Source organism: Enterobacter sp. IF2SW-B1, from assembly GCF_001743375.1.
In the GTDB taxonomy this organism is placed as follows: domain Bacteria; phylum Pseudomonadota; class Gammaproteobacteria; order Enterobacterales; family Enterobacteriaceae; genus Enterobacter; species Enterobacter bugandensis.
This window is the reverse complement of record NZ_MJAA01000006.1, coordinates 115,884-136,929: the sequence shown is the minus strand read 5'-3', so window position 1 is coordinate 136,929 and position 21,046 is coordinate 115,884. Positions and strand designations below refer to the sequence as shown.

The 21,046-nt window shown below is 55.8% G+C and carries 17 protein-coding genes; 8 read left to right on the top strand and 9 right to left on the bottom strand.

The window, feature by feature from the left end; translation table 11 throughout:
* Positions 1 to 8 precede the first annotated feature (8 nt).
* Both A6013_RS13875 and A6013_RS13870 read left to right on the top strand, forming a co-directional pair.
* Entirely contained in the window at positions 9 to 1,079 is a 1,071-nt protein-coding gene (locus A6013_RS13875; RefSeq protein WP_048999088.1) for a LacI family DNA-binding transcriptional regulator, read from the top strand.
* 102 nt (positions 1,080 to 1,181) lie between these two features.
* A complete protein-coding gene (locus A6013_RS13870) occupies positions 1,182 to 4,274 on the top strand; it encodes a beta-galactosidase (RefSeq protein WP_069733274.1) in 3,093 nt (1,030 codons plus the stop codon).
* Between the two features lie 33 nt (positions 4,275 to 4,307).
* Here A6013_RS13870 and A6013_RS13865 read toward each other — a convergent pair whose 3' ends face one another.
* On the bottom strand, positions 4,308 to 5,126 hold the full coding sequence (locus tag A6013_RS13865) for a nickel/cobalt efflux protein RcnA (RefSeq protein WP_069733273.1): 819 nt from the start codon (positions 5,124 to 5,126) through the stop codon (positions 4,308 to 4,310).
* Positions 5,127 to 5,259: 133 nt separating this feature from the next.
* Here A6013_RS13865 and A6013_RS13860 point away from each other — a divergent pair, with 133 nt between their 5' ends.
* The gene (locus tag A6013_RS13860) at positions 5,260 to 5,532 is read left to right on the top strand and encodes a metal/formaldehyde-sensitive transcriptional repressor (RefSeq protein WP_028012182.1); all 273 of its coding nucleotides are present in this window, start codon (positions 5,260 to 5,262) and stop codon (positions 5,530 to 5,532) included.
* Here the strand turns inward: A6013_RS13860 and A6013_RS13855 are convergent.
* On the bottom strand, positions 5,525 to 7,090 hold the full coding sequence (locus A6013_RS13855; RefSeq protein WP_069733272.1) for an EAL domain-containing protein: 1,566 nt from the start codon (positions 7,088 to 7,090) through the stop codon (positions 5,525 to 5,527). The two genes, A6013_RS13860 and A6013_RS13855, sit on opposite strands and share 8 nt — an antisense overlap.
* Before the next feature lie 219 nt (positions 7,091 to 7,309).
* Here A6013_RS13855 and A6013_RS13850 point away from each other — a divergent pair, with 219 nt between their 5' ends.
* Positions 7,310 to 7,570 (top strand): type B 50S ribosomal protein L31, encoded by a 261-nt coding sequence (locus A6013_RS13850; RefSeq protein WP_006176933.1) that lies wholly within the window; start codon positions 7,310 to 7,312, stop codon positions 7,568 to 7,570.
* Between the two features lie 2 nt (positions 7,571 to 7,572).
* On the top strand, positions 7,573 to 7,713 hold the full coding sequence (gene ykgO / locus A6013_RS13845) for a type B 50S ribosomal protein L36 (RefSeq protein WP_003859006.1): 141 nt from the start codon (positions 7,573 to 7,575) through the stop codon (positions 7,711 to 7,713).
* Here ykgO and A6013_RS13840 read toward each other — a convergent pair.
* On the bottom strand, positions 7,710 to 8,420 hold the full coding sequence (locus A6013_RS13840) for a GNAT family N-acetyltransferase (protein WP_069733271.1): 711 nt from the start codon (positions 8,418 to 8,420) through the stop codon (positions 7,710 to 7,712). The genes ykgO and A6013_RS13840 overlap by 4 nt on opposite strands.
* Before the next feature lie 101 nt (positions 8,421 to 8,521).
* Here A6013_RS13840 and A6013_RS13835 point away from each other — a divergent pair, with 101 nt between their 5' ends.
* A complete protein-coding gene (locus A6013_RS13835; protein ID WP_069733270.1) occupies positions 8,522 to 9,982 on the top strand; it encodes a PLP-dependent aminotransferase family protein in 1,461 nt (486 codons plus the stop codon).
* On the opposite strand, the gene A6013_RS13830 is transcribed toward A6013_RS13835, so the two are convergent.
* The 6 genes from A6013_RS13830 to acrA form a co-directional block, all read right to left on the bottom strand.
* A complete protein-coding gene (locus tag A6013_RS13830) occupies positions 9,954 to 10,421 on the bottom strand; it encodes a YlaC family protein (RefSeq protein WP_028012186.1) in 468 nt (155 codons plus the stop codon). The genes A6013_RS13835 and A6013_RS13830 overlap by 29 nt on opposite strands.
* Positions 10,422 to 10,537: 116 nt before the next feature.
* Positions 10,538 to 11,089: a maltose O-acetyltransferase gene (gene maa / locus A6013_RS13825; RefSeq protein ID WP_028012187.1), complete on the bottom strand. Its 552-nt coding sequence runs from the start codon at positions 11,087 to 11,089 to the stop codon at positions 10,538 to 10,540.
* Positions 11,090 to 11,298: 209 nt separating this feature from the next.
* Positions 11,299 to 11,517, bottom strand: a complete 219-nt coding sequence (locus A6013_RS13820; protein WP_008499287.1) for an HHA domain-containing protein — start codon at positions 11,515 to 11,517, stop codon at positions 11,299 to 11,301.
* 27 nt (positions 11,518 to 11,544) lie between these two features.
* Positions 11,545 to 11,919: an Hha toxicity modulator TomB gene (gene tomB, locus A6013_RS13815; RefSeq protein WP_028012188.1), complete on the bottom strand. Its 375-nt coding sequence runs from the start codon at positions 11,917 to 11,919 to the stop codon at positions 11,545 to 11,547.
* A gap of 509 nt (positions 11,920 to 12,428) precedes the next feature.
* On the bottom strand, positions 12,429 to 15,575 hold the full coding sequence (gene acrB / locus A6013_RS13810; RefSeq protein ID WP_047367620.1) for a multidrug efflux RND transporter permease subunit AcrB: 3,147 nt from the start codon (positions 15,573 to 15,575) through the stop codon (positions 12,429 to 12,431).
* Between the two features lie 22 nt (positions 15,576 to 15,597).
* Complete coding sequence (gene acrA, locus A6013_RS13805; protein WP_028012190.1) at positions 15,598 to 16,791, bottom strand: multidrug efflux RND transporter periplasmic adaptor subunit AcrA; 1,194 nt, start codon at positions 16,789 to 16,791, stop codon at positions 15,598 to 15,600.
* Between the two features lie 141 nt (positions 16,792 to 16,932).
* Between acrA and acrR the strand changes: the two genes are divergently transcribed.
* Together acrR and mscK are read left to right on the top strand one after the other, a co-directional pair.
* The gene (acrR, locus tag A6013_RS13800) at positions 16,933 to 17,586 is read left to right on the top strand and encodes a multidrug efflux transporter transcriptional repressor AcrR (protein ID WP_023310602.1); all 654 of its coding nucleotides are present in this window, start codon (positions 16,933 to 16,935) and stop codon (positions 17,584 to 17,586) included.
* A 112-nt stretch (positions 17,587 to 17,698) separates the two neighbouring features.
* Complete coding sequence (mscK, locus tag A6013_RS13795; RefSeq protein ID WP_047362428.1) at positions 17,699 to 21,046, top strand: mechanosensitive channel MscK; 3,348 nt, start codon at positions 17,699 to 17,701, stop codon at positions 21,044 to 21,046.

The window sequence follows — 21,046 nt, the reverse complement described above, 5'->3', positions numbered from 1 at the left end:
CAGAACGCATGAAAGCAATCACTCTTTATGATGTCGCCCTCCTTGCGGGGGTTTCTTATCAGACCGTTTCCCGCGTGATTAACGACGCGGAGCACGTCTCTGCCCGCACGCGGGAAAAGGTGCAGCAGGCAATGGCGGAGCTGCATTACGTTCCCAACCTGCGGGCGCAGCAGCTGGCGGGGAAACGCACCCGTACGCTGGGGCTCATCACCACCGATCTGGCGCTGCACGCGCCTTCGCAAATTGTCTCGGCGGTAAAATCCCGGGCTGCAGGGCAGGGGGCGAGCGTCCTGATTTCCATGGTGGAGCAGCCGCAGCAGTGTCAGGCGGCGCTTCAGGCGCTGCTGGCGCAGCGGGTAGACGCGCTGCTGGTAAATGTGCCGCTTGACGATCCGCACGCCGAAGCGCTCAGGTCGCTGGCGACGCCCGTCCCGGTGCTGTTCCTCGACGTGTCACCGTCAGCGCAGGTAAATAGCCTCGTGTTTAACGCCGAAGAGGGGGCACGCCTGGGCGTTGAGCATCTGCTTTCGCTGGGGCATCAGCATATTGCCCTGCTGAGCGGGCCGGAAAGCTCTGTCTCTGCGCGCGCGCGTCTGGCGGGATGGAAAGCGACGCTGGCGCAGGCGGGTCTTGACGCGGCTGCGGTGGCCTACGGCGACTGGAGCGCGGCCAGCGGCTATGAGAAGGGACATGTGCTGCTCTCAGGGGCGGTACTGCCGGATGCCATTCTGGTGGCGAACGATCAGATGGCGCTTGGGGTAATGCGCGCCTGTGCGGAAAAAGGGATAGCTGTTCCTGGCCAGATATCGGTGGTCGGGTTTGACGATACGGCCGACAGCGCCTGGTTTTCTCCGCCGCTGACGACCATTCGTCAGGCGTTTCGCGAGGCGGGTGAGCGCAGCGTGGAGTGGCTTCTGTCCCCCTGCGGGGGGGAGGAATGCTGGCAGGTTCAGCTGCCGGTAACGCTGGTGACCCGCCATTCCAGCGCGCGCCGCACCCCGCAGCAGGCCGAACGCGAGGATCTGGCGCAGCAGCTCAGAAGCCTGGCCCTCCTTGCCGGGCAGCTTGCCCGCAAATAAAACTTTGTGATCGGACTCGCTACCCCGCGATTGCGTGCTTTACCGTCGCCGGGTGCCAGGGCATGTTAACCAAAATTGTGAGCGCTTCGCAAAGAGGTTAATATGCCCAACACTTTATCGCTGACTCTCAGCGCCATTCTGGCCCGACGGGACTGGGAAAACCCGGGCGTCACCCAGTGGAACCGTCTGGAGGCACATGCGCCGTTACACAGCTGGCGTCTTGAACAGCCTGCCCTGGATGATGCTGGATCCGCCAGCAGACGCTCCCTCAATGGGGTGTGGCGATTTAACTACTTTCCTGCACCCGAGCAAATCCCGGAGGCGTGGGTAACCGAAGACTGTGCGGACGCCGTTGCGATGCCCGTGCCGTCGAACTGGCAGATGCAGGGGTTTGACACGCCCATCTACACCAACGTCACCTATCCTATCCCCGTTAATCCGCCTTTTGTGCCGCAGGAAAACCCAACCGGCTGTTACTCGCTCACATTTGATGTGGATGACGCGTGGCTTCAGAGCGGGCAGACCCGCATCATCTTTGACGGCGTGAACTCTGCGTTTCATCTGTGGTGCAACGGGCGGTGGATGGGCTATTCCCAGGACAGCAGGCTGCCTGCCGAATTCGATCTCTCGACGGTCCTGCGGCCCGGTGAGAATCGCCTGGCGGTCATGGTGTTGCGCTGGTGCGACGGCAGCTATCTGGAAGATCAGGACATGTGGCGCATGAGCGGTATTTTCCGCGATGTGACGCTGCTGCATAAACCCGAAACGCAGATTGCCGATTATCGCGTGGTGACGGACCTGAATGCGGAGCTGGACCGCGCGGTGCTTAAGGCAGATGTCGCGCTGGCAGGGGCGGGCTTTGCAGACTGCGAGGTGGTCTTTACTCTGTGGCGCAAGGGTGAAAAATGCGCCAGCGTTTCCCGGCGTCCGGGGTCTGCCGTTGTGGACGAGCGTGGCAGCTGGGACGAACGCTTAACGGTGGCGATCCCCATTGACCGCCCCGCGCTCTGGAGTGCTGAAACGCCGGAACTGTATCGCCTGACGATGGCGCTTCTCGGCCCGCAGGGTGAGGTGCTGGAGGTTGAGGCGTGCGATGTGGGCTTCCGCCGCGTTGACATCAGCAACGGCCTGCTGAAGCTTAACGGTAAGCCGCTGCTGATCCGCGGGGTTAACCGTCACGAGCATCACCCGGAAAACGGTCAGGTGATGGACGAGGCGACCATGCGTCGCGACATCGAAATCATGAAGCAGCATAACTTCAACGCCGTGCGCTGTTCGCACTATCCGAACCATCCGCTGTGGTACCGGCTTTGCGATCGCTACGGGCTGTACGTCGTTGACGAAGCCAATATTGAAACCCACGGCATGGTGCCGATGAGTCGCCTCGCTGACGATCCGCGCTGGCTGCCCGCCATGAGTGAGCGCGTAACCCGCATGGTACAGCGCGATCGCAATCATCCCTCAATTATCATCTGGTCGCTGGGTAACGAGTCCGGCCACGGCGCGAATCATGATGCGCTGTACCGCTGGCTGAAAACCACCGATCCCACGCGCCCGGTGCAGTACGAAGGCGGCGGGGCGAATACGGCGGCGACCGATATTGTTTGTCCGATGTACGCCCGGGTCGATTGGGATCAGCCCTTCCCGGCGGTGCCTAAATGGTCAATTAAAAAATGGGTCGGTATGCCCGACGAAACGCGTCCGCTGATCCTCTGTGAATACGCCCACGCGATGGGAAACAGCTTCGGCGGGTTTGCGAAATACTGGCAGGCGTTTCGCAGCCATCCTCGCCTGCAGGGTGGGTTTGTCTGGGACTGGGTCGATCAGGCACTGACGAAGAAAGACGAAAAGGGCAACGCGTTCTGGGCCTACGGCGGGGACTTTGGCGATACGCCGAACGATCGCCAGTTCTGCCTCAATGGCCTGGTCTTCCCCGATCGCACGCCGCACCCGGCGCTGTACGAGGCGCAGCGCGCCCAGCAGTTCTTTACCTTTACGCTGGTCAGTACCTCTCCGCTGGTGATTGAGGTGCAAAGCGGCTACCTGTTCCGCCCTACCGATAACGAGGTGCTGAGCTGGACGGTTGCCCGGGACGGAGACGTGCTGGCCGCAGGTGAGATGACGCTGGCGATAACGCCTGAAGGCGCCCGGCGTCTGGAACTCGACCTGCCGGAGCTGAAGGCCGGGCCGGGTGAAATCTGGCTGAACGTTGAGGTTCGCCAGCCGCTGGCAACGCCGTGGTCACCGGCTGACCATCGCTGCGCGTGGGAACAGTGGCTGCTTCCGTCTCCGCTGTTTGTCGCACCGCCAGCCTCTGCGGGCGAGCCGCCGGTTTTAACGCAAAACGATCGCATCCTGGTGGTCACGCATCGTCAACAGCGCTGGCAGTTCGATCGCGCATCCGGAAACCTGACTCAATGGTGGCGAAATGGCGTTGAAACGCTGCTTTCACCCGTGACGGATAACGTCAGCCGCGCGCCGCTGGACAACGACATTGGGGTGAGCGAAGCGACGCGCATCGATCCAAATGCGTGGGTTGAACGCTGGAAAGCGGCGGGCATGTACGATCTCACCTCGCGCATGCTGCACTGTGAGGCAGAGCAGCATGCGCGTGAGGTGGTGGTTACCACGCTTAATGTCCTGGAGCATCGCGGCAGGGCGCTGTTCCTGAGCCGTAAAATCTGGCGGGTGGACGAGCAGGGTGTTCTGCATGGCGACATTCAGGTCGATATTGCGTCTGATATCCCGGAGCCCGCGCGCATTGGCCTGAGCGTTCATCTCGCTGAAACGCCAGAAAAGGTTGACTGGCTGGGGCTGGGTCCGCATGAAAACTACCCGGACAGAAAGCTGGCGGCGCAGCAGGGGCGCTGGACACTGCCCCTGACAGACATGCACACGCCGTATATCTTCCCGACGGAAAATGGTTTGCGCTGCGATACCCGCAAACTTGTGCTGGGTGCGCATCAGCTGAATGGCGCGTTCCATTTCTCAGTGGGCCGCTATAGCCAGCAGCAGCTGCGTGAGACAACCCATCATCATCTGCTGCGGGAAGAGCCGGGGTGCTGGCTCAACCTCGATGCGTTTCATATGGGGGTGGGCGGCGATGACTCCTGGAGCCCCAGCGTTTCGCCGGAATTTATCCTGCAGACGCGCCAGCTTCGTTATACCTTTAGCTGGCAGCAGACTCTTACCTGACCAGAGAGGCGGCCACCGGGCGTGGCCGCCTGCTTACGCCAGAATGCCGCTCAGGCCATGCAGGCTCATGTAAATCCCTATCACGATAATCAGCGCGGCGGAGATCCACGGCGCTTTGCGGGAAAGTTCGCTGAATCCGGGCCAGCGTTTTGTCGCGTGCTTGAGGCTTAAGGCGGCAATCGCGCCGGAAGCGACCAGCGTTAACGCCAGACCGATGCTGAAGCTGAATACCAGCGTCGCGCCGAGCGCAAAATGCTTCAGCTGCAGGCAGATCAGCAGAACGGTGATGGACGCCGGGCAAGGGATAAGCCCGCCGGTCAGGCCAAACATCGCGATCTGTCCTGTCGTCACGTTTTGTCCGTTAAAACGCCGGTTGATATCCTGCGCGTGCGCGCGCTGGTGGGCGTCCTGCCACTCCTCTTCAACCAGCGGGTGTTCGTGGTGATGGTGATGATCATGGTGGTGGTCATGGTCATGATGGTGGTGGCAATCGTGATGATGATCGTGTGGCCGGCTCTCTTTCCAGGTTCGCCACGCCATCCACAGGGCGATTGCAACGATCAACACCCCGGAGATCAGCTGGAACCAGGGTTCGGACGTATGTGCGTCCCAGCCGCGGCCAAACCATAGTCCTGCCATGGCAATGATCCAGACTACCGCCGTATGGGAAAGCGTAGCCGCCAGACCGAGCAGCACCGCCTGCTTCAGCGTGCCGCGGATAGCCACGATAAAGGCAGCCATCATTGTTTTTGAGTGGCCCGGCTCCAGGCCATGCAGCGCACCGAGCAGGATAGCGCTGGGAACAAACAGCCAGGCATTACCCTGCTGCAGGAGTGAAGCAAAATCGTTCATTGAAATTTCCAGTATGGAAAGCGTGCGCAAATAGTACTCCCCCCCAGTAGGTTAATACTACCCCCCAGTAGAAAAATACTCAGGGGGAGTAGAGCGTGATATGCTTTAAAAGCCAAAACTGAGGGAGACAGAGATGTCACATACCGTTCGCGATAAGAAGATGTTATTGACTCGCCTGAAGAAAATTCAGGGGCAGAGCACCGCGCTGGAGAAAATGCTCAACAGCGATCACGAATGTGCCGAGGTGTTACAGCAGCTGGCGGCGATCCGTGGCGCGGTCAATGGCATGATGATGCAGGTGATTGAAGGGCATCTTACCGATCATGTCGTGAAAGAGCCCGAAGAGGCGCAGCGTGAAGCCGATCTTGGCGTCGTGCTGCAGGTGATCAAATCCTATCTTAAGTAGAGCGCGTGGCGAGGTTGTTCTCTGCCCAAAGGATAAATTCCGTCTTGGGCAGCGCCTTACTGTAGAACCACCCCTGCCCATACTGCACGCCGTGGCGGTGCAGCCAGGTAAGCTGCCCTTCGGTCTCCACGCCTTCCGCCACCATTGCCAGCTGCAGCGACTTCGCCATTTCGATAATGTGCGGCGTTACGTTTTTGTACTCCAGTGCGTCCACGAACGATTTGTCAATTTTTAGCGTGTCGACATCGAGATGCTGCAGATAGCTGAGGCTGGAATAGCCCGTGCCAAAATCATCAATGTAGACAGGGTGGCCCGAACGGCGAAACGCGGCGATAGCCGGCGCGCTGATTTTGGGGTCGGTAAAGCCACGCTCGGTTAACTCAAGGGCGATTTGTCGGGGATGAATCTGCCACTTATTCAGGAGTTGGCTCAGTAAAGGCGGCAGATTACCGGAGGTCAAATCGGCCGGGGCGAGGTTGATGGAGATATGCTGATCGGGGTGGAGCTGCAGCCAGTGGCCCATATCTTCAAACACTTTTTCCATAACTAACTGCGTCAGCTGCGAGATGAGGCCGGTTTGCTCGGCAAGCGGCACAAATATATCAGGCGAGAGACTGCTTCCGTCTGGCTGGGGCCAGCGCGCAAGCGCTTCCGCACCCACGATTTTTCCACTGCACAGCGCCACGATGGGCTGATAGTGAACCACAAAATCGCGGCTGTTAATGGCGTCCAGCAGGCGATTGCGTGGCGACTGGATACGTCGCAGGATCCGCAGGACAAACAGTGCCGCCAGCAGGCTTATCAGGACGCCAAACGGCAGCCAGAAAAGCAGCTGTCGGTGCCAGCTTTCAGCCAGGGGGGTGAGCGATGCCCACGTGACGACAGTAAATCCAAGCTCAGGTACCGGCTTCATCACGTACATGGAGCCCTTGTACTGAACGCTGGAGACGCCTCGATCGTTGATCCGATCGCGGATATGCGGATCAAGCGTGTTACTGCTGGCGAAAATAAGATGCGTTGCGCTTCCCACCAGAGCGGCATCAATGGCAATCGCCCCGAAAGGGATCACATCCACAAGCGAGGCAGGATCGACCAGAACAAGGTAATGGCCCTTCCCGAGCACGGCCATATAGCGGTGAAAGCCAAGATCGTTCTGTGCGGTAAGCCACGCGCTGTAGCCATCTTCGGTGATACGCATGGGGGGAGGATAAGCGGCGGATTTACTGGCCTGCTCAAGCGAAGAGCAGAGGGGTTTAAGGTTGTCGATATAGATCACCTCCTGGATATAGCGCCACGAGAACGCGACCCGACGTATTTCCCTCAAATGCAGCGGACTACAGGGAACGCCCTTAAATCCCTGCAGGTGATTTAACGCTTCTTTAGCCTGATCCACGACCCTGTCGGTGCGCATCAGCACCCGAGAAGCATAGCTATCCAGCGCATCAACAAATTTCTCTTCTGCCTGGCGATGGGCAAGCCAGATGCTGAGGCAAATGGGAACCAGCACGGAAAAGATAAGTACGCCAGTCACCAGACTGACCAGATGTCGGGTTTTCATGCTGTCGTTTCCTTTCTCATATGCCCAAATCCGGACGCTGAGTTTCCTGCCTGAAGAGAAAGATTTTACCGCGAAATGAAATAGTTATAGCACGTGGGGGCAGGGTTTTCATGTTATCTAAAGCAAATTAGAAAATATCCTCAGGAGAGAGAGGGTTGTTTTTTCAACCTTGCCTGGATATTATTTTGTTATGTTATAACAAAACACAAAGGGTTTATGATGAAACCAAACATCCATCCAGCGTATCGCACCGTGGTATTCCACGACACCAGTGCCAATGAATACTTTAAAGTGGGTTCAACCATTAAAACCGACCGCGAAATTGAGCTCGACGGTGAAACGTATCCGTACATCACTATCGAGGTTTCTTCAAAATCGCATCCGTTTTATACCGGTAAGCAAAAAACGTTTTCCACGGATGGCAGCGCAGCGCGCTTCCGCAAGCGTTTTGGCGGTTTTCTTAATGCGAAGCGGGGCTAACCATGCAGGTGCTTAACTCATTGCGCAGCGCAAAACAGCGTCACCCGGATTGCCAGATAGTCAAACGCAAGGGACGCTTATACGTGATTTGCAAATCTAATCCGCGTTTTAAGGCGGTGCAGGGACGTAAAAAAAGACGCTAGACGCGCGTTTCTCGCCAGCTTTCCAGGGATCTTTTCTGTTTGCCATCGGCAGTAAAATTGTCGGTGGCAAGCCAGCCTTCAAAGGCGCTCGCCAGCGCCGGCCACTCTTTGTCGAGAATCGAAAACCAGTCGGTATCCCGGTTACGGCCTTTTATGACCAGCGCCTGGCGAAAACGGCCTTCAAACTGAAAGCCCAGACGCAGTGCCGCTTTGCGTGATGGTTCGTTCAGGCTGTTGCACTTCCATTCATATCGCCGGTAGCCCAGGGTATCGAACGTGTACCGCATCAGCAGATATTGCGCTTCTGTTGACATGGGCGTGCGGCTTAACAGCACGGAGAAGTGAACGTGTCCCACTTCCACAACGCCGTTTTTAGGATCGATCCGCATCAGGGCCAGCGTCCCGACCGGGGCCTGGGTCTGATTATCGATAACGGTAAAGTGCATCGGGTCAGATAACTCACACACGCTTGCCACCCATTCGGCAAACTCAGCGGCCGTGGCATCGGGTTCACGCAGAAGCCACGTCCAGCTTCGGGTGTCTCCGGCCAGAGCATAGGCGGAGAACAGCGCCCCGGCATGCTCCACACGCAGCGGTTCAAGCCGACAATAATGCCCCTGCAGTACCACCCGGGATGGATGAGGGCGAGGCTGCCAGTCGGTAAGGGCTTCGCCCACAGGTTGTCCAAACTCATTGAATATCTTCATCTTTATTTCCGTGACGTTGAGAAGAGTTTCAGATTAGAAAATTACTGGTTCCTTAAAAAGAACCACTCAGCTATGTTTTGGTGGTACCACAAGGAGATGAGATGAACATACCGGGCGATGAACTTTATACCTTGCTCCATGCTGCGCTTAAAACGCGTGGGGAAGAGACGCTCCAGCGCGCGCTCTATCTTGCTTTACGGGAGGCCATACTGGGCGGAAGGCTTCGGTCCGGCAGCCAGCTGTCCGGCTCGCGAACGCTGGCGCAGCAGCTTTCCGTTTCACGGAACACCGTCAATGCGGCGCTGGACCAGCTCACGCTCGAAGGCTATTTGCTGCGTAACCGTCAGGGGACGCGGGTGGCGCAATTCGCCCATCGTGCCAGCCCGCGGGTTCTGACCGATCCTGAGGTCAGGCTGGCAAAACGTGTCGTTCAGCTGCCTGCGCCTGTGCCGCGCGACACCCCGGTGATGGCCTTTACGCCGGGAACGCCCGCCATCAACTATTTCCCCTTGCCGCTGTGGCGGCGATTGTACGATCGCGTCCTGCGGGAGGAGGGGAGCGCTCTGCTGGGCTATGGCGACCCGGCCGGTGAGCCGTCGCTGCGGGCAGCCATCGCCCGTCACCTTGCGCTTTCTCGCGGCATTGACTGCGACGCCAGCCAGATTGTGATAACCGAAGGGGCGCTGGAGGGCGTCAATCTGTGCACGATGCTGTTAAGCGAGCCGGGGGATGTCGCCTGGGTGGAAAATCCCGGCTACAGCGGAGCCAAAAGCGCCTTCGTCAAAACCGGCCTTGCGATGATCGGCATACCGGTGGATGACGAGGGAATGTGCTGGGAAGGGCTGCATGCGCCTTCACCTGCGCTCGTTTTCACTTCGCCGTCGCATCAGTTTCCTTACGGGAGCGTGCTCAGCGCGCGGCGGCGTCTGGCGCTGCTGGAACTGGCCCGCCAGCACAAGGCGTGGATCATTGAGGACGATTATGACAGCGAGTTCCGCTATGTCGGCGAGCCCGTACCGGCGATGCTGGGCATGGTTAACAATGCGCCCGTTGTGTATCTGGGGACGTTTAGTAAAACGCTGTTTCCGTCGCTCCGAATGGGGTTCATGGTGTTACCGCCAGCGCTGGCGAAAGCAGCGCGTCCTGCTATCGGCTCGCTGCTGCGCGGCGGACATCGCGCAGAACAGCGCACCCTGGCGCTGTTTATCGAGGAGGGGCACTATGCCCGTCATCTTGCCGCCATGCGTCGCCTGTATCGTAAGCGTTACCGCCAGCTGCGGGAGGTGCTGAGCGCAGAGCTTTATACTCCGCACCGTGTTCTTGCCGGTGAAGGGGGAATGCACCTGACATTGGCGATTGACGGTATCGACGACCAGCGGCTGGTGGAGAAAGCGAGGGCATTTCAGCTGGCACCTGCTGCGCTGAGCGGCTATTACCTGGAGACGAAGCAGGGGCAAACCGGCCTGGTTTTAGGTTACGGCAACACCTCTGCTTCGCAGTTTGCACCGGGTATCCGACGCCTGCAGGCGTTAATTACGCAGCAGCAGGGCGGGAAAGGGTAAAAACATCATAAAAAGAGAGCTGGCCTTTCGTTGCGACCATTTTCTGCAGCTTCTCTTTGTGCACGGTTTCGACAGCCGGAGAGTGCAGGATGCTGTCGATAAGCTCATTTGGCACAAAACGCGTGTTGTACCATTCGCCGTTGTAGCATACCCGGAAATCGAGGACGTCGATATCTTCGTAACGGTAGCGGGGATTCACGTCGAAAAAGAAAAAGGCGTTAAACACGACAAACAGCACCACCAGCAGCCAGACGGAGTCCACCAGCGTTTCGGACTTCAGCATGACAATCAGCGTCGCCAGCCAGGCGGCATACATGGCAACAAACAGCCCGGGATGTTTGCGGATAAAGCTAATGCTAAAGCGCGGGCGATTGTCTCGCTTTTCGCGGTGGTTAAGATCGTCGATGGTAGCGGTAAGCAGGCGCTGTATCTCGGTCATTTTTGGCCTTTTGAGAGTTGACAATACAGGGTATCTGCCAATTTTAGGGGAGCCATCCGGCTGAAAAAAGTAACAGTCGGGCGCTAAAAGACCATAACAGTTGGCTCCCCGGAGCGTTACAGCGTTTTGATGATTTTCGCCGGGTTGCCGCCCACGACGACGTTAGCCGGCACGTCTTTCGTCACGACGGCACCGGAAGCCACAACCACATTATCCCCGATGGTGACGCCTGGGTTAATGACCGCACGTCCACCAATCCAGACATTATTGCCAATGGTGACGGGCTTACCAAACTCCACTCCGCTGTTACGTTCTTGCGCATCCAGCGGATGGGTGGCCGTATAAATATGAACGCCCGGCGCGAGCATGCAGTTGTCGCCAATATGTACAGGGCAGACATCCAGCATTACGCAATCGAAGTTGGCGTAAAAGTCTTTGCCCAGATAGATGTTATATCCATAGTCACAGCGGAAGCTCGGCTCAATATATGCCCCTTCGCTTTGTCCCAGCAGTTCCGCCAGAATGTTCTGGCGTTCTGTTTTTTCGTCAGGCGCGGTGTGGTTATAGCGGTGAAGCAGATGGCGCGCCCGAAGCCGGTCGGCGCGTAACGTCTCATCACCAGGGCGGTAATGTTCACCTGAAATCATCTTCTGTTTTTCTATGCTCATCGGAAACCTCTCTGGATGTTATTCCTGAAGGGTAATCGCAACAGGCATTAAGGGGAACGTTCCCGGAAGGCCGATGTGACCACAGTCACAACATTGTTGCTGATGAGCGCGTTTAACACGGAGACCTGGCTTTCGCGCAGGGAGCATAATGGGACAGGTGAATACAGCTTATAACGTGGCGTAGAACCTCTACAGACACACTTCAAAGATTAACGGACAAATTTCCATACAGAAGTAGGGATTTTGTCATACAGCTTATTCATCGTTAGCTCTGCAAGGCGATGGTCAGCGGCTGAATAAAATACCGCCAGTTCATTATCAGAAAGCTCGTATTTATTCTTTTCAATGACGCGTTCAAGGGTGTCAATTGACTGACAACGTCGTAAGCGCATCAAATAATCGATTTTTGTGAGTGGTTTATCAGACATAAATTCACCTTAGTAATTGTAATAATTTTAACAGGAAAGACTAACCGGGTTAGCTCTGCTCACGTTGACGAAACAGCGGAATAGCCGGTTTCCCGATTTACGCCATTTTTGCAAATCCTGAGTGTTAATGCCGTAACTGCTGAACAACATAAAGGTGTCGTCCAGGTATTCATCAATTTGCTCAATGAGCTTATTATCTTCATTGTACTTAATTTTATAATTAAGTGCGAAGGTAGCGATATGCTCTATCAGCTCATTCAACTGTAAATTGATGGCAGACGTTGGGTCATTTACCCAGCCATGGTTGCTTTCATCAAGATTGGCAAGGCAGTCATGGTACAAGGATTCGCAGAGAAATTTCAACTGCGCGATATCATGCCTTTTTGGCGAGTACTCGTCCATAGCGCATCCCCTTCTGAGTGATTTCTTACTCACCGAACATCATTGTCGGGATGGATACATCTGACTTAGCTACATGAGCGCTGTGTTCCTGATAACCTAACTATAAGCCACTCCTTCCTGGATTTCACCGCGCTATTACGAAAAATTACAAATAAAACCGCAGGCTGCGAGCGTCTACGCAAATGTTCATCCGAAACTGAACTTTTTTATCAGGATTAACGATAGTTTTTTCGCTTCCTTACATTTCATTGGCTTAGCTTACAGCCATAAGAAAAGTTCACATCCGGAGTTCCGTTTGTCTTAACTTTTAATTAGGAATATTCCTAACAACTTAAGCAGGGAAATAGATTTAAAAAAATCCTGAGTTCACCTATTAAGTTATCAGTTAAATATGATATGTCTGTTTAAGATGACAGAAAATAAATAGGACCTCAATAAGCTTATTTTATGATTTTTTCTGAAAATGAAAAAGGCCGCAAATGCGGCCTTTTTATTATATGAAACCGGTATCAGTGAGGTTCTACCGAATGACTGTGCTCAACATCTTCATTCTTCCGGCTGAAGCGGCGGCGCACCACCACGAAGAACACCGGGACGAAGAAGATAGCCAGTACGGTCGCGGTGATCATACCGCCCATTACACCTGTACCGACCGCGTTCTGCGCACCGGAGCCTGCACCGGAGCTAATAACCAGCGGCATTACGCCGAGGATGAACGCCAGAGAGGTCATCAGGATTGGACGCAGACGCATACGCACCGCTTCCAGCGTCGCCTCAATAAGGCCTTTACCCTCTTTCTCCATCAGATCTTTGGCGAATTCTACGATAAGTATCGCGTTCTTCGCCGACAAGCCAATGGTTGTCAGCAGGCCTACCTGGAAGTACACGTCGTTGGTCAATCCACGGAACGTTGCCGCAAGCAGCGCACCAATAACCCCGAGTGGAACCACCAGCATAACGGAGAACGGAATTGACCAGCTCTCGTACAGCGCCGCCAGACACAGGAAGACCACGATCAGTGAAATGGCGTACAGGGCAGGGGCCTGGTTACCGGACAGACGTTCCTGATAGGACATACCGGTCCAGTCATAGCCGATACCCGCAGGCAGTTTGCTGGCCAGCTCTTCCATCAGGTTCATGGCTTCACCGGTGCTTCGGCCCGGTGCGGCCTGACCCAGGATTTCCATCGACGGCAGACCGTTGTAACGTTCCAGACGCGGAGAGCCGTATTCCCAGTGTGACGTTGAGAAGGATGAGAACGGCACCATCTGACCGTTGCTGCCGCGAACGTACCAGTTGTTGATATCGTTCGGCAACATACGGTACTGCGCTTCGGACATGACGTACACTTTCTTCACGCGACCACGGTCGATGAAGTCGTTGACGTAGCTACCGCCCCAGGCCGCGCCCAGCGTGGTATTGATGTCGCTGATGGACACGCCCAGCGCCTGCGCTTTTTCCTGATCGATGTTGATCTTATACTGCGGCGTATCTTCCAGTCCGTTTGGACGTACGCCGACCAGCAGGTCAGGGTGTTTAGCCACTTCGCCGAACAGCTGGTTACGCGCCTGCGTCAGTTTCTCGTGACCCAGACCGCCCTGGTCGATAAGCTGGAAGTCGAAGCCGGTCGCCGTACCCAGTTCAACAATCGCTGGCAGGTTAAAGGCGAAGACCATCGCATCTTTAATCTGCGAGAAGGTGCCCATGGCACGGCCCGTAATCGCTTCAACTTTATTCTCATCGCCCGGACGATCCGCCCAGTCTTTCAGAGAAACGAAGGCGATACCGGTGTTCTGACCACGACCCGCAAAGCCAAAGCCGTTAACCGCAAACACGGATTCAACGTTCGCTTTCTCTTTGGTGAGATAGTAGTCCGTCACTTCGTCCAGTACCTTCTGGGTACGCTCTTGCGACGCCCCTGCCGGAAGCTGTGCCATCGTCAGGAACACGCCCTGGTCTTCATCTGGCAGGAACGAGCTTGGCAGACGAACGAACAGGAACGCCATCCCCACTACGATGATGATATAGAGCAGCAGATAACGACCGGTGCTGCGCAGGATATTACCCACGCTGTCGGTGTAGTGGTGCGCGCTCTTATCAAACATGCGGTTAAACCAGCCGAAGAACCCTTTATGCTCGCCGTGACCGCCTTTCTGAACCGGCTTCAGCATGGTGGCACACAGCGCTGGCGTCAGGATTAACGCTACCAGTACCGACAGCGCCATCGCGGAGACGATGGTAATGGAGAACTGGCGGTAAATCGCACCCGTAGAGCCCCCGAAGAAGGCCATCGGGATAAATACCGCGGACAGCACCATCGCAATACCGACCAGCGCGCCCTGGATCTGGCCCATAGATTTACGGGTGGCTTCCTTCGGCGGTAAACCTTCTTCCGCCATCACGCGCTCGACGTTTTCTACCACCACGATGGCGTCATCCACCAGCAGGCCGATGGCGAGCACCATCCCGAACATCGTCAGGGTGTTTATCGAGAACCCAAAGGCTGCAAGGATGGCGAAGGTCCCCAGCAGAACGACCGGCACGGCGATGGTTGGGATCAGCGTCGCGCGGAAGTTTTGCAGGAACAGATACATCACCAGGAACACCAGGATGATCGCTTCTACCAGCGTTTTAACCACTTCGTGAATCGAAATTTTAACGAACGGCGTAGTGTCATACGGATAAACGATTTTCAGGCCAGACGGGAAGAACGGTTCCATCTTCTTCAGTTCCGCACGGATCGCCGTCGCGGTGTCCAGGGCGTTCGCGCCTGTCGCCAGTTTGATACCCAGACCGGACGCCGGTTTACCGTTAAACTTCGCGATGATGTCGTAGTTCTCACCACCCAGCTCAACCCTGGCCACGTCGCGCAGACGAACTTGCGAACCGTCCTGGTTCACCTTCAGCAGAATTTTGCTGAACTCATCGGCGGAGGTCAGACGGGTTTGCGCGATAATGGACGCGTTAAGCTGCTGGCCTTTCACCGGCGGCGTACCGCCTAACTGACCGGCTGCCACCTGGGCGTTCTGCGCTTTAATCGCGTTAATCACGTCAACCGGCGTCAGCTGGAAGTTGTTCAGTTTGTTCGGATCCATCCAGATACGCATTGCGTACTGGGAACCGAACAGCTGAACGTCACCCACACCGGACGTACGGCTGATGGCGTCCTTCATGTTGGCGCCCACGTAGTCGGAAATATCCTCCTGCGTCATGGTGCCGTTGGTGTTAATAACGCCGACAACCATCAGGAAGCTGCTGGACGATTTCTCGACGCTCACACCCTGCTGTTGCACTTCCTGCGGCAGAAGAGGCATTGCCAGCTGCAGTTTGTTCTGCACCTGAACCTGCGCAATGTCCGCATCCGTACCGGATTCAAAGGTCAGGGTGATCTGAACCGTACCGGTGGAGTCACTGTTTGAGGACATGTACATCAGGTTATCGATACCATTCATGTTCTGTTCGATAACCTGAGTCACGGTATCCTGCACCGTTTTCGCATCAGCCCCCGGGTAGGTTGCGGAGATCGTTACCGCCGGTGGCGCAATCGTTGGATATTGCGCAACAGGCAGCTTCAGGATCGCAAGTCCCCCGGCCAGCATGATGATAATGGCGATCACCCACGCAAATATGGGGCGATCGATAAAGAAATTAGGCATGTCTTAACGGCTCCTGTTTAAGTTAAGACTTGGTTTGTTCTGACTGGCCAGCGGCCGAAGCTTGTTGTTTATCGTCAGATGTCACTTCCTGTGCTTTTACCTGCGCGCCAGGACGTACTTTTTGCAAACCAGTAACAATCACGCGATCGCCATCTTTCAGACCTTCCGTCACCAGCCATTTATCGCCAATCGCCTGCGTGGCGGTGATATTGCGCGTTTCGACTTTGTTATCTGCCCCAACAACCAGTGCGCTCGCATCGCCGCGTGGCGTACGGGTCACACCCTGCTGTGGAACAAGAAGTGCGGTTGGATTCGTTCCTTCTTCCAGACGCGCGCGAACGAACATACCTGGCAGCAGATTTTTGTCAGGGTTCGGGAAAATCGCACGTAAGGTGATGGAACCGGTGGTCTGGTCGACCGTCACATCAGAGAATTCCAGAGTACCTTCCTGCGGGAACTTGATACCGTCGTTGGTAACCAGCTCCACTTTGGCTTTGCCGTTTTCCTGTTTCAGGGTGCCGTTAGCCAGCTCCTGTTTCAGGCGCAGGAAATCGTTGCTGGACTGCGTCACGTCAACGTAGATCGGATCAAGCTGCTGCACGGTAGCCAGCGCAGTGGTCTGCCCGTTCTGCACCAGCGCCCCTTCCGTCACGGCAGATTTACCAATACGACCGCTGATAGGGGAGGTCACTTTGGTATAGGCCAGGTTAATGCGTGCAGTTTCGACAGCCGCTTTGGCTGCTACCACGGCCGCGTTAGCCTGCTGGGCATCTGCCAGCGCGGTATCGTAATCCTGTTGGCTGATGTACTTCGTGCCGAGCAGTTTCTGATAGCGGTTCAGCGTCAGCTGAGCGATTTTTGCCGCCGCTTGTGCTTTAGCCAGGTCACCTTTCGCGCTTTCATAAGAAGCCTGATAGGTCGCGGGATCAATCTGATACAGAGACTCACCGGCCTTCACATCGCCGCCTTCGGTAAAGTTACGTTTCAGGATAATGCCGCTAACCTGAGGACGCACTTCCGCAATGCGGTAAGCGTTTGTACGGCCTGGTAATTCTGTGGTGATCTGCAGAGGTTCAGATTTGAGTGTCACAACGCCGACTTCTGGCGCCTGCTGAGCTCCTTGTTGAGCCGGTTTGTCGTCACATCCTGTAAGCGCTAAGCTGCCTGAGAGCATCAGAACGACCGCCAGAGGCGTTAACCCTCTGTTTTTGTTCATATGTAAACCTCGAGTGTCCGATTTCAAATTGATCAAGGGTCCTGAGTCTAAAAACCCATTGCTGCGTTTATATTATCGTCATGCTATGGTACATACATTCACAAATGTATGTAAATCTGACTCCTGTAAATTCACCCACCTATGGCACGAAAAACTAAACAACAAGCGCTGGAAACCCGACAACACATTCTGGATGTGGCAATACGTTTGTTCTCTCAGCAGGGTGTTTCTTCTACCTCGCTGGCGCAAATTGCTCAGGCTGCCGGTGTGACGCGGGGAGCGATTTACTGGCACTTTAAAGATAAGTCAGATCTGTTCAGTGAAATCTGGGAGCTTTCAGAGTCCAGCATTAGCGATCTCGAGAGTGAGTATCGGGCAAAATTCCCTGACGATCCACTCTCAGTATTAAGAGAAATATTAGTATATATCCTTGAAGCAACGGTAGTTGAAGAGCGTCGCAGATTAATGATGGAAATTATCTTTCATAAATGTGAGTTCGTGGGCGAAATGGCGGTGGTGCAACAGGCGCAGCGCAGCCTCAGCCTGGAGAGCTACGATCGTATCGAACAGAACCTGAACCTGTGTATGCAAGCAAAGCTGTTACCGGCCAATTTACTCACCCGCCGGGCAGCCATCCTGATGCGCAGCTACATTTCAGGTCTGATGGAAAACTGGCTTTTTGCGCCGCAATCCTTTGACCTCAAAGAGGAAGCCCGCAGCTACGTGGCGATTTTACTGGAAATGCTACAGCTCTGCCCGACGCTGCGCAGCGACGCGCCTTCGCTCACGGCCTGAGCCCTTCCAGGATTTATCTCAGAGGCTTACGTTCTCGCTATTCTGCTTCCGACGAGCGTGATATTCTTCACGCCGGACTATTTTCGGTCATCTGCTGACATCATTCACAACTATGCTGCCCATCAATCGCTCGCAACATCCTGTATTTGCATTGCTCTTTGCTATGCTGTTTTTCTTCTCCACCGCGCCGCTTTCCTGGGCCCGCGCAGACAACAGCACTGATATTCCCTCGCGCAGTGAAATTCAGTCGCAGCTCGACACCCTGAACAAACAAAAAGAGCTCTCTCCTCAGGAGAAACTCACCCAGCAGGATCTGACGGAAACGCTGGAAAACATTGATAAGATTGAGCGCGTTAAAGCTGAAACCACCCAGCTTCGTCAGAAGGTGGCGCAGGCGCCGGAGAACATGCGTAAGGCCACGGAAGCGCTGAGCGCGCTGAGCGACGTCGATAACGACGATGAAACGCGCAAAACGCTCTCCACGCTCTCCTTACGCCAGCTGGAATCGCGCGTCGCGCAATTGCTCGACGATCTGCAAACCGCACAGTCTGACCTCGCGACCTACAACAGTCAGCTCGTCTCCCTGCAAACCCAGCCCGAGCGCGTGCAAAACGCGATGTACGCCGCGTCTCAGCAGCTGCAGCAGATCCGCAACCGCCTGAACGGCACGACGGTAGGGGAGGGCACGCTGCGCCCGACCCAGCAAACCCTGCTGCTGGTTCAGCAGTCGCTGCTCAATGCGCAAATCGAACAGCAGCGTAAAAGCCTGGAAGGGAATACGGTGCTGCAGGACACGCTCCAGAAACAGCGTGATTACGTGACGGCGAATATTAATCGTCTGGAGCATCAGCTTCAGCTGTTGCAGGAGGCGGTAAACAGCAAACGCCTGACCCTGACGGAAAAAACCGCTCAGGAAGCCGTCTCGCCGGACGAAACTGCCCGCATTCAGGCCAACCCGCTGGTGAAACAGGAGCTTGAGGCTAACCACCAGCTCAGCCAGCGCCTAATACTGGCGACGGAAAGCGGCAACTCGCTGGTTCAGCAAAATATCAAAGTGAAGAACTGGCTGGATCGCGCGCTGCAGGCGGAGCGCAACATCAAAGAGCAGATCGCGGTCTTGAAGGGCAGCCTACTGCTGTCGCGTATTCTCTACCAGCAGCAGCAGACGCTGCCGTCTGCCGACGAGCTGGAGGACATGACCAACCGCATTGCGGATTTACGTCTGGAGCAGTTTGACGTCAACCAGCAGCGCGATGCCCTTTTCCAGAGTGATGCTTTCGTCGCCAAAATTGAAGAGGGGCACTCCAGTGACGTAAACCCGGAAGTGCATGACGCGCTGCTCCAGGTGGTGGATATGCGCCGTGAACTGCTGGACCAGCTCAATAAACAGCTGGGCAACCAGCTGATGATGGCAATTAACCTGCAGATCAACCAGCAGCAGCTGGTCAGCGTGTCAAAAAGCCTGCAGGAGATTTTGACGCAGCAGATTTTCTGGGTGAACAGCAACAAGCCGATGGACTGGGACTGGATTAAGTCCTTCCCGGAGACGCTGAAAACGCAGATTAAGAGCATGAAAATCACCGTGAACTGGGAGAAAGCCTGGCCTGCGGTAATGATTGCTTTCCTGGCGGGCTTACCGCTGCTGCTGATTGCCGGTCTGATCCGCTGGCGTTTGAAATGGCTGAAACAGTACCAGGCGAAGCTGGCCTCGGAAGTAGGGCAACTGCGTAACGACAGCCAGCTCCATACGCCAAAAGCGATTCTGATCGATCTCATTCGCGCGCTGCCGGTGTGCCTGATTATTCTGGCCGTGGGCCTGATCCTGCTCACGATGCAGCTTAACGTCAGCGATCTGCTCTGGGCGTTCAGTAAAAAACTGGCACTGTTCTGGCTGGTATTTGGCGTGTGCTGGAAGGTGCTCGAAAAAGACGGCGTGGCGGTGCGTCACTTCAACATGCCTGCGCAGCTGACCAGCCACTGGCGTCGCCAGATTGTGCGCGTCAGCCTGGCGCTCCTGCCGCTGCACTTCTGGTCGGTAGTCTCCGAGCTTTCCCCGCTGCATCTGATGGATGATGTGCTGGGTCAACTGGTCATTCTGCTCAACCTGCTGCTGATTGCGATCCTGATGTGGCCGATGTGCCGCGACAGCTGGCGTGATAAAGAGTCCCACAATATCCGTCTGGCCACCGTGACGGTGCTGGCGATCATTCCGCTGGCGCTGATGGTGCTTACGGCAACGGGCTACTTCTACACCACGCTGCGCCTGTCCGGGCGCTGGATCGAGACGGTCTATCTGGTGATCGTCTGGAACCTGCTCTATCAGACCGTGCTGCGCGGCTTAAGCGTCGCGGCCCGCCGCATTGCTTACCGTCGTGCCATTGCGCGTCGTCAGCATCAGGTGAAAGAGGGGGCTGAAGGCGCGGAGCCGCAGGAAGAGCCGACCATCGCGCTGGAGCAGGTTAACCAGCAGACGCTGCGTATCACCATGCTGGTGATGATCGCGCTGTTTGCGGTGATGTTCTGGGCGATCTGGTCTGATTTAATTACCGTCTTCGCCTATCTCGACAGTATTACCCTCTGGCAGTACAACGGTACCGAAGCCGGCGCGGCGGTGATGAAAAGCGTCACCATGGGCAGCCTGCTGTTTGCGCTGGTGTCGTCGGTAGTGGCCTGGGCGCTGATTCGTAACCTGCCGGGTCTGCTGGAAGTGCTGGTGCTCTCAAGGCTGAACCTGCGTCAGGGGGCGTCTTACGCCATCACCACCATCCTGAATTACGTCATCATTATCGTCGGGGCGATGACGGTATTCGGCTCGCTGGGCGTCTCGTGGGATAAACTGCAGTGGCTGGCGGCGGCCCTCTCGGTCGGTCTTGGTTTTGGCCTGCAGGAGATCTTCGGTAACTTTGTCTCCGGCCTGATTATCCTCTTCGAACGTCCGGTGCGTATCGGCGATACCGTCACCATCGGTACGTTCTCCGGTACCGTCAGCAAGATCCGAATTCGTGCGACCACCATCACTGACTTCGATCGTAAAGAGGTGATCATCCCGAACAAAGCGTTCGTGACCGAGCGTCTGATCAACTGGTCGCTCTCGGATACCACCACGCGCGTGGTGATTCGCCTCGGCGTGGCCTACGGTTCCGATCTGGATAAAGTGAAAGAGGTATTGCTTAAAGCCGCTAAATCGCATCCAAAAGTCATGCACGATCCTGCGCCAGACGTCTTCTTCACCACCTTCGGGCCAAGCACGCTGGATCACGAGCTGCGTTTATACGTGCGTGAATTGCGCGATCGCAGCTACACAGTTGATGAACTGAACCGCGCGATCGACCGCCTGTGCCGTGAAAACAACATTAACATCGCCTTCAACCAGCTTGAGGTTCACCTGCATAATGAGAAAGGTGATGAGCATACGGAAGTGAAGCGCGACATTAAGGGCGACGACCCGACTCCGGCTTAA